This window comes from Streptomyces sp. LUP30 (genome assembly GCF_001746365.1).
In the GTDB taxonomy this organism is placed as follows: Bacteria; Actinomycetota; Actinomycetes; order Streptomycetales; family Streptomycetaceae; genus Streptomyces.
Genome location: NZ_MJAJ01000102.1, coordinates 1 through 9,109, shown reverse-complemented (window position 1 = coordinate 9,109; position 9,109 = coordinate 1). Strand labels below are relative to the sequence as shown.

At 74.6% G+C, this 9,109-nt stretch carries 7 protein-coding genes and 1 pseudogene; 3 read left to right on the top strand and 5 right to left on the bottom strand.

Features of this window, described 5'->3' with window-relative positions; all coding sequences use genetic code 11:
- Positions 1 to 1,396 precede the first annotated feature (1,396 nt).
- Positions 1,397 to 2,011 carry a hypothetical protein gene (locus BG482_RS39600; RefSeq protein ID WP_069774063.1) on the top strand — a complete coding sequence of 205 codons (615 nt, stop codon included), beginning with the start codon at positions 1,397 to 1,399 and terminating at the stop codon, positions 2,009 to 2,011.
- A 458-nt stretch (positions 2,012 to 2,469) separates the two neighbouring features.
- On the opposite strand, the gene BG482_RS44455 is transcribed toward BG482_RS39600, so the two are convergent.
- The 4 genes from BG482_RS44455 to BG482_RS39585 all read right to left on the bottom strand — a co-directional run bounded on the left by BG482_RS44455 (position 2,470) and on the right by BG482_RS39585 (position 5,230).
- Positions 2,470 to 2,628: a DUF6760 family protein gene (locus BG482_RS44455; protein ID WP_167467653.1), complete on the bottom strand. Its 159-nt coding sequence runs from the start codon at positions 2,626 to 2,628 to the stop codon at positions 2,470 to 2,472.
- Complete coding sequence (locus BG482_RS39595; RefSeq protein ID WP_069774062.1) at positions 2,625 to 3,122, bottom strand: hypothetical protein; 498 nt, start codon at positions 3,120 to 3,122, stop codon at positions 2,625 to 2,627. The genes BG482_RS44455 and BG482_RS39595 overlap by 4 nt, the downstream gene beginning before the upstream one ends.
- Positions 3,122 to 3,565 (bottom strand): phage tail protein, encoded by a 444-nt coding sequence (locus tag BG482_RS39590; RefSeq protein ID WP_069774061.1) that lies wholly within the window; start codon positions 3,563 to 3,565, stop codon positions 3,122 to 3,124. The genes BG482_RS39595 and BG482_RS39590 overlap by 1 nt, the downstream gene beginning before the upstream one ends.
- Before the next feature lie 72 nt (positions 3,566 to 3,637).
- Positions 3,638 to 5,230: a phage tail sheath subtilisin-like domain-containing protein gene (locus tag BG482_RS39585; RefSeq protein ID WP_069774060.1), complete on the bottom strand. Its 1,593-nt coding sequence runs from the start codon at positions 5,228 to 5,230 to the stop codon at positions 3,638 to 3,640.
- A 343-nt stretch (positions 5,231 to 5,573) separates the two neighbouring features.
- Here BG482_RS39585 and BG482_RS39580 point away from each other — a divergent pair, with 343 nt between their 5' ends.
- Together BG482_RS39580 and BG482_RS39575 are read left to right on the top strand one after the other, a co-directional pair.
- Complete coding sequence (locus tag BG482_RS39580; protein WP_079142704.1) at positions 5,574 to 6,824, top strand: hydrolase; 1,251 nt, start codon at positions 5,574 to 5,576, stop codon at positions 6,822 to 6,824.
- 90 nt (positions 6,825 to 6,914) lie between these two features.
- A pseudogene (locus BG482_RS39575) lies at positions 6,915 to 8,132 on the top strand (ricin-type beta-trefoil lectin domain protein); the annotation flags it as partial.
- 27 nt (positions 8,133 to 8,159) lie between these two features.
- Here BG482_RS39575 and BG482_RS39570 read toward each other — a convergent pair.
- On the bottom strand, positions 8,160 to 9,109 hold a 950-nt coding region (locus BG482_RS39570), incomplete at its 5' end, for an ATP-binding protein (protein WP_141746724.1).

Below are 9,109 nucleotides of genomic sequence, written 5' to 3'. Positions count from 1 at the left end.
GGGGGGCACCGGTGCGGGCGCGGGTGCGGGACCGGCGGCGGGCCGTGCGGAGGAGGGCGGGAGGGCCGAACCGGCGGGCGGCGGAACCGGGTTGCCCGCCTCCGGGGACGGGGGGCCGAGGGGCCCGCCCGACGACGACCCCGGGACCACGCCCGACGACGTCACCGCGCGCTGTACGCCGAGAGGCGCCGCGGGGCTGCCGTCGCCCGAGGCGGAGACGGAGGGCGAGAGCGAGGGCGACGGGGATGGAGGGGGCGACGGCGAGGACGAGGGCGAGGTGAAGCTGCTCCGAACGGGGTCCGCGGCGGACACGGGACCGGAGGCGGGACCGACGGCGGGGACGGCTCGCCCGCTCACCGGGGCGGGCGGCACGGCCGCGTCGGAGCGCGGGGCGGGCACGGAGGAGGAGCGGGGGGCGGGGGCCGGACGGGGCGCGGAGGACGCGGACGGGCCGTGGGCCGGTGTGGGCGACGGGCCGTGGGCGGGTGTGGGCGAGCCGTGGGCGGGTGTGGGCGACGGGCCGTCGCCCGCCGCCGCTCCTGCCGACGTCCTCCGCGCGTCACGCGGCCGAGGAGCGGCGGGAGTGGCGCTCGGGGCAGGCGCGACCGCACGCCCCGGGATCGCCCGCTGTACGTCGTGGGAGCCGACGGACGGAACCGTCGCCGCGCCCGGACCGCCGGGGCCCGCGGAAGGCCGTGCCGTACCTGGTGAGGGGTCCGGGGCCGCATGGACCGGAAGGGCGGGAAGAGCGGAACCGCTGTCCATGGCGGGCGCGGCGCCGGTCACCGCCGAAGGACCGGGGCGCGCGCCGGGTGCGCCCGCCGTGTGCCGCGTCACCGCTCGCTGGAGGGGGACCGGCGGCGGGGTGGGCGCGACGGCTTCGTCCCGGGGTACCGCCCGCTGCGGTGCGACCGGTTGCGGCGCGGACGCGGGGCCCCCTCCCGCAGGGGCGCTGCCGGGCGCGGACGTAGCCCCTTGTCCCACAGGGGAGTTGCGGGGCGCGGCGGCTTCACGCCGGCTCACCGCTCGCTGGATCTCCAGGGGCGGGCGGGCGGACGCAGGCCTTTCCGCGGACGCAGTCCCTTCCGCGGACGCAGGGATGTCTCCGGCGCGGGCGCCGCTCTGCGCCGACGTGGCCGCCGCCGATGCCGACGCCGGCGGCGCGGCTTCGTGCGGGGCGTCGACTGCCCGCTGAGCCACGACCGGTCGGCCCGTGACCGTGGGCGTGACTGTGGGCGTGACTGTGGGCTTGCCGCCCGTGCCCGTGCCGGCACCGATCGGCGCGGCTGTCTCATGCCGGTCCGCCGTAGCCCGCTGGAGTGCGACCGGGCGCGGGGCGGTCGGGGAACCGTCTGCGGTAGGGGAGACGGGGGCCGCGGGCTCGACGCCGTCACGCGTGGGCGGGGGCGAGGACGAGCGCGGGGGCAACGGCAAGGGCGAGGGCGAGGGTGAGGGCGCGGTCATCGCCGCCCGCTGGACCGCCGTCGTCGGGGAGTCGGCCGCCGTCGCCGCCCCCGTTCGGCCCGCGGCGGTGGCCGCTCGCGGGCCCGGAGCCGGTTCCTTGGCGGTCGTCGGGTCGGCCCCGGCGGCACCCGTGTCCCGGCCCGAGACCTGTGCCGGGCCGGTGCCGGCGGACGGCGCGGCGGCGGACGCCGGCCGGGCAGGCAGTGTGCGTCGCTGGACCGGCGCGGACGTCGACCTCGTCAGCGGGGCCGGCCCCCTGGCCGGGGGCGGGGTTGCCGGGGACACCCGGATGCCCCGCGCCGGGGGGACGGAAGCGGGAGAGGAGGCCTGCGCCGGGCGGGCGGCGACCACCGGGACGTTCGGGGGGCCCGGAGCCGTCACCGCGGAGGGGCGCGCGGGCGCGCTCGGCGAGGACGGGCCGGGCGCGCCGGCCGGGCCGAGCCGGCCCGAAGCCGGATTCGGGCCGGGAGCCGACAGCGGACCCGAAGCCGACGTGGGTGTCGGCACAGGCACGGACACAGGCGTGGGTGTCGGTGTCGGTGTCTGAGCCTGCGGCGACGGGAGCGCGCGTTGCAGCGGTGTCGCCCGGGGCGGCACCGCTGCCGCCCGTCGGGGCTCCGCCTCCGGAGCCGGGGCAGCCGCCCGCAGGCTGCTCATCAGCCCGCCGGGGCCCGCGTCCAGCACCGCGTGGGAGCGGACGCCCATGAAGGAGGGGTTCTGCCAGGTGGCCAGCCGGCCGCCGAAACCGGCGTCGGCGACCCCCGACGGGCCCGCTGCGGCCGTCCGCCGGATGGGCGGGAGCGAGGGCCAGGCGGCCGGGACGACACGGGCCCCCGCACCGCCGTCCCCCGCCGAACCGGCGCCGCCACCGGGGCCGTCCGCCGACGTCGGCGCTCCCGTGCCGCCGCCGTGGGCCGTGCCGCCCGCGGTCCCGCGCCCGGCAGGCTCTCCGTCTCCGCCGCGCCCGCCGCGTCCACCGCGCAGTCGTTCCAGGAACCCCATGACTCAGCCCTCCGCCCCGCCCCGGGTCACCAGGGACGCGATCTGGTCGGCGTAACGGCGCCGGTCGTGGTGTTCCAGGTCCAGGATGTCGTCCTGGCTCCAGTGGAAGTGGTAGGCGACGTACGCGATCTCCTCGTGCAGCCGGTCGGTCGCGTACGTCACGATTCCCCCAGGCGGCTCCCGCCGAGTTCCACCTCGAAGGGCTCCGAGCAGTGGGGGCAGCGCACCGAGGCGCGGGTGTGTCCCTCGGCGTTGACCTGGCGGTAGAAGTCCTGGAGGAACGCCAGGTCGGAGGCGAACATGTTCTCCACGATCCCGTCGTGGACGAGCGGCAGCGTGCCGAGGCGGGTGATGACCCGGCCGAGCAGGACCACCGACAGGTACGCCGGGTTCTCCTGGACGCGGATGTCGCGGAGCGGGACCAGTTCGTCCCGCGCCGTCGCCAGCCGCATCACGCCGTCGCGGTGGACCGTGCCCGCCTCGTCGACGTAGCCGCGCGGCAGCTCGAAGGGGAACTCCGTCTGGAGCCGGTACGCCGCCGGGGCGGGGGCCGCGGCGGGGACCGCGGCCGGTGCGGGCTCGGGCACGGCGGTGGCCGGGAGCGCCTCCTGCGGCTCCCCGCTCGCCGCCGCCGCCCGGACAGCCGTACGCCGCATTACTCGATGACCAGTTCTTCGAACGTGATCGTCACGGTCTCGGTCAGCGCGGACGCCTCGCCCGCCTTGACCGTGCTGGTGTCGATCTTGCTGCACCAGGCGTTGCGCATGTTGTACCGCTTGACCGGGTTGTTCATGTAGTCCATGACCATGATCGTGGCGTTCTTGCGGGCGGTGCCCATCACGCCGTTGATCGACTCGGTGATCCACTGGTTGAACGCCGCGGACTGGGTCATGCCGCGCACGACCGTGCAGGTGCCGGCCTTCTTCACGCCCGGCAGCTTCTTGGTGACCGGCTTGCCCTGCGCGGACACCTGCTGGTACTCGATGACGTCCTGCTCGATGCTGAGGCCGCTGACCTCGGCGAGGTACTCGACCATCACGCCGTCGATCTGCAGGCCGAAATTGTGCGAAGTGAGGGCGTCACCCGGCTGGAGACTCATCTGGCTTTCCTTCTACGGGAGTTGACTGCGGAGCGGTACGGGTTCGGAAGCAGGGGGGGGTGGCCCGCGCCGCTACTCCTCCAGCTCCCCGCTGCCGCTCTGGAACTGGGCCAGGCGGAAGATCACGAACTCTGCGGGCTTGACCGGCGCGATGCCGATCTCGCACACCACCCGGCCGAGGTCGACCGACTCCGGCGGGTTGGACTCCTCGTCGCACTTGACGTAGAACGCCTCCTCGGGACGGGCGCCGAACAGCGCGCCCGCGCGCCACTCGTTCACCAGGAACGCCGAGACGTTGCGCCGGATCCGGGCCCACAGGGCGTGGTCGTTCGGCTCGAACACCACCCACTGGGTGCCGATCAGGATCGACTCCTCCAGGTAGTTGAAGTACCGGCGGACGTTGAGGTAGCGCCAGGCCGGGTCCGAGGAGAGGGTGCGGGCGCCCCAGATGCGGATGCCGCGTCCGGGGAACGCGCGGATGCAGTTGACGCCGATCGGGTTGAGCAGGTCCTGCTCACCGCGCGTGATCTGGATCTCCAGGTCCACCGCGCCGCGCACGACCTCGTTGGCGGGGGCCTTGTGGACGCCGCGCTCGGAGTCGTTGCGGGCCCACACGCCGGCCACGTGGCCGCTCGGCGGGATCAGCCGGGCCTGGCCCGCGGACGGGTCGAAGGACTTGATCCAGGGGTAGTACAGCGCCGCGTACTTGGAGTCGTAGCCGGCCGTCTCCTGGCGCCAGACGCGGATCTGACGCGCGTTGAGGCCGGGCGGCGGGTCGATGATCGCGACGCGGTCGCCCATCAGCTCGCAGTGCGCGATCAGGCCGAGCTGGACGGCCTTGACGGACTCCAGGTCGATCGCGCCGCGCTGGTAGGCGGCCATGAGGTCGGGGACCGCGACCATGGACACCTCGTCGACGGCCTCCAGGCCGCCGAAGCCGGTGCGGTCGGAGCTGTCGCCCAGGTACTGGGCGGGGCCGACGGGGGCGCTCTCCTCCGTCGGCACGGCGGGAGCGGCGGAGGGCGCGGCCGGCAGGGCGACCGTCTGGTTCTCCGGCCGGACGAGCTGCGCGGCGGGCGCTGCCTCGGCCACGGAGATCAGCTTGGAGCGCTCCTTGACCTGCGTCACGACGTAGGAGCGGTTGCCCTTCTTGGCGCTCACGTCGAAGGTCTCGACGGGCTTGTCGCCGTCCTTGACGATCAGCTTGAAGCGTTCTGCGGGGCCCTCGCCCTCGGCGTCGGCGACCTCGACGTTCAGCGGGCCGCCGTTCTCGCCCGACGTCAGGGCCGTCACCGTGAAGGTGCCGAGCTGCTTCGGCTCACCGGCCGGGAGCGCGGCGGGCGCGGAGCCCGAACCGGCCAGCGCGGTCGGGGACTTGGCGTCCCCGGCGGCTCCCGCCGGGGTACCGCCCACGCGGACGACGTACGCCGCCGAGCCGCCGTTGTTGAAGAACCCGTAGACGGAGTGCGCCAGGTAGTAGCCGTCGGTGAAGTCACCGAAAGCCGCCACGTACTGGGTCCAGTTGGTCACCAGCGTCGGCTCGTTGAGCGGGCCGGTCGGGGCGAGCCCGACGAAGGCCGCCACCGAGGTGCCCACCCCCTCGATCGGGCGGGAGCCGCTGGCCACCTCCTCGACGTATACGCCGGGCGACAGGTAGGACGGCATGCTGTGCTCTCCTCGGGGTACGCGTCAGGACGTCTTTCACCGTCACGCGCGAAGCGCGTGCTCCGAAACGGCCCTCGGTGCACACTCCGGGGCACTTCACCTGCCCCCACGGGCAGCTCGGTGCCGACCGCACCCGCCTTTCCGTACGGCTGCGCCGCCCGACATGCCGCACCGCCTCCGCCCGCCCCCGCCCTCTCCGGGTCGGCGTCGGATCGCGGGAGCGGGAGGGGCGGGGGTTTCGGGGCTCTGGGGGACTTCCGGGCAGTCGGCCGGGGCCCGGCGGGCAGGACGGCCTGCCCTCCTGCCTCTGACGTCGCACACGGCCTCCCCGTAGCGTCGGCGCGTGAGCCTGTATCCGGGGACGACGGGGACGGTGGAGCTGACGTTCGCGCCGCCGCGGACGTCGGATGCTGCGGCGGGTCCTCATCCGTACGCGGTGCGGATCACGCCGACGGAGCATCCGGACGCGGTGACGGTGCCGGAGGGGAACCTGACGGTCACGCCGTTCACGGAGGTGCGGGCGGAGTTGGTGCCGCCGACCGTGAAGGGGCGGTTCCGGGGCCGGCCGCGGCTCGCCGTCGACAACCTCGGCAACACCCGCGTCACCGCCTCGCTGAGCGGCAGCGACACCGGGGACCGGCTCGCGTACGACCTGAAGCCGGGCAGCGTCCAGATCGAGCCGGGACGCGCGGTGTTCGTCGACACGACGCTGCGCCCCCGCCGGATCATCTGGTTCGGTTCGAAGGAGGAGCAGCCGTACACGCTGAACGTGCAGCGTTCCGGTGCGGTGCCGCTGTCGGTGGACGGCACGTTCGTGCAGCGCGGGTTCCTGCCGCGCTGGCTGGCGACCGCGCTCAGCCTCACCGTGGCCCTGGCGATCGCGTTCGTGATGATCTGGCTGACGTACAAGCCGCAGGTGCGCAGCCTGGCGTCGGAGAAGGTCGCGCAGGCGGACGTCAACACACTGGCGCCCAGCCCCTCGGCCACGCCCAGCGCCCCGGCCCTGGTGCCCACCCCGACGGCCGCGGCCGCGCCCGAGGCCCCGGTGAGCAGTGCGGCGGCCGACGCCGGCGGGGGCGGGGGCGGGGGCGGCGGGGGCCAGCCGAAGGCGCCCGCGAAGCCCAAGCAGGAGACCGCGGCCGTCGCGGTGAACAAGCTGGCGGCGCGCAGCGACGGGCGGCACATCTGCTACCGCGCCTATGTGGAGGACAAGGGCTGGCAGGACCCGGTCTGTGACGGCGCGATCGCCGGGACGACCGGCAAGAACCTGGGCATCAAGGCGCTCAACATCGCCACGGCGCGCACGGGCGGCGTCACGGGCAACGCGGCTCATGTGGACGGGGGTTGGCTGACCGGGGACAAGTGGTCGAAGGCGTCCGACGGCGTCGACATGTACATGGGCTCCAGCAAGCCCGCGGTCGCGGTGATGGAGGGGTTCACCATCAAGACGATGGAGGGCTCCGTCTGCCAGAACCCGCACATCAGGAACCGAGGCTGGCTGGGGTACGGCTGCACGAAGCCGGGCGACTGGCTCTACGGCGGCAGCCCGATGCAGGACCGGCTCCAGCTGGAGGCCGTCCGCTTCACGGTCTGAGCCGGGCCGCGACGTGTGCGGGGGCACGGCCGGCCGTCCCCTTCGGGCAGCGGTCGTGCCCGTTGGCTTCCTGACCGGCTCCCGTCCGGCGTGTATCCGGGGACGACGGGGACGGTGGAGCTGACGTTCGCGCCGCCGCGGACGTCGGATGCTGCGGCGGGTCCTCATCCGTACGCGGTGCGGATCACGCCGACGGAGCATCCGGACGCGGTGACGGTGCCGGAGGGGAACCTGACGGTCACGCCGTTCACGGAGGTGCGGGCGGAGTTGGTGCCGCCGACCGTGAAGGGGCGGTTCCGGGGCCGGCCGCGGCTCGCCGTCGACAACCTCGGCAACACCCGGGTGACGGCGTCCGTCGCGGGCGGCGACATGGGCGACCACCTGGGGTACGAGTTCCGGCCGGGCAGTGTGCAGATCGAGCCGGGGCGGGCGGCGTTCGTCGACACGACGCTGCGGCCGCGTCAGATCATCTGGTTCGGTTCGAAGGAGCAGCGGCCGTACACGCTGAACGTGCAGCGCTCGGGCGCGGTGCCGCTGTCGGTGGACGGCACGTTCGTGCAGCGCGGGTTCCTGCCGCGCTGGCTGGCGACCGCGCTCAGCCTCGGCCTGGCCTTCGGGATCGCGTTCGTGATGATCTGGCTGGCGTACAAGCCGCAGGTGAGCAGCGGGGCCAGGGAGAAGCTGGTGGAGGCCGGCAGCACGGCGCTGCCCGGTCCGTCGGTGTCGGCGCCGTCCGCGCCGAAGGCGGACGCCTCCGCCGCTCCGCTGCCCGAGCCGCAGGCGCCCTCCGTGCCGGCCCCGCCGCCCGCCGGCGCGGCCTCTCCCGGCGGCTCGTCGACGTCGGGCGGCGGCGGTGCGAGCGGCGGCGGGGGAGGCTCCGGCGGTTCGGGCGGCGTCAAGCCCGCTCCCCCTGTGCCCGGAGCCGTCATCATCGGCAAGGCCTCCGACCGGTGCGTCGACATCACCGGCGCGCAGAACGGCAAGGGCAAGGACGGCACGCCGCTGCAGCTGTGGGACTGCGCCGGGTCGGCGAACCAGAAGTGGGTGTTCAAGAGCGACGGCACCGTACGCGCGCTCGGCCTGTGCATGGACGTCGCCTGGGGCTCGAAGGACGACGGCGCGGTCATCCAGGTCGCCAACTGCTCCGGAAACCCCGCCCAGCAGTGGGTGCTGAGCGAGTACGGCGACCTGGTGAACCCGCAGGCGAACAAGTGCATCGACGCCAAGGACAACGGCACCGGCAACGGCACGAAGCTCCAGTTGTGGACCTGCTCGGGCACGCCCAACCAGAAGTGGCGCGCTCAGTAGTCACCGCACGCGGTCCCCTTGCGGGGGCTACCAGTTGGCCTCGCCCGGCACCAGACGGCCCGCCTTGCGGTACTCGCGGCGGGCCCCCTCCAGCAGGTCGGCGTCGCCGACCTGCTCGTCGCGTCCGGCGGCGAGATAGGCGGCGGTGACGACCGCGCTGCGGATGGAGCCGCCGGCCAGCTCGAAGTCCCTGGCCAGCGGCGCGGGGTCGATGCCCGCCGCGCACGGCACATGGGCCAGCCCGTGCCGCCACAGCGCGAGCCGCTGGCCGGCGTCGGGGAACGGGAAGTCGACCACGAGGTCGAGGCGACGGGTGAACGCCTCGTCGATGTTGGCGCGCAGGTTGGTGGTGAGCAGCGCGATGCCGTCGAAGGACTCCAGCCGCTGCAACAGGTAGGCGCTCTCCATGTTGGCGTACTTGTCGTGGGCGTCCTTGACCTCGGAGCGTTTGCCGAAGACGGCGTCGGCCTCGTCGAAGAGCAGCACGGCGTCGGTGCGGTCGGCCTCGGTGAAGATGCGTTCGAGGTTCTTCTCCGTCTCGCCGACGTACTTGTCGACGACCGAGGACAGCTGGACGACGTACAGGTCGAGCCCGAGCTCGGCGGCGACCACCTCGGCGGACAGCGTCTTGCCGGTGCCGGACTCGCCCGCGAACAGACCGAGCACGCCCCGGCCGCGGCCGCCTCCCGCGCTGAGCCGCCAGTCGCCGAGGACGCGGTCGCGGTGGCGGGCGCGCAGGGCCAGTTCGTGCAGCTGGGTCAGCGGCCGCTCGGGCAGGACGAGGTCCTCCCAGCCGACGTCGGGCCGGATCCGGCGGGCGTGCTGTTCCAGTCCGGACGCCGACTGCTGCCGGGCGGCCAGCCGCACATGGTCGGCGGTGAGCGGGCCGCCCTCGAACGCGGCCAGGGCGGCGGCGGCGTGCGCGGCCCGCGCGATCCGCTCGCCGCCGAGGCGGTAGGGGGCGACCGTGGCGGCCA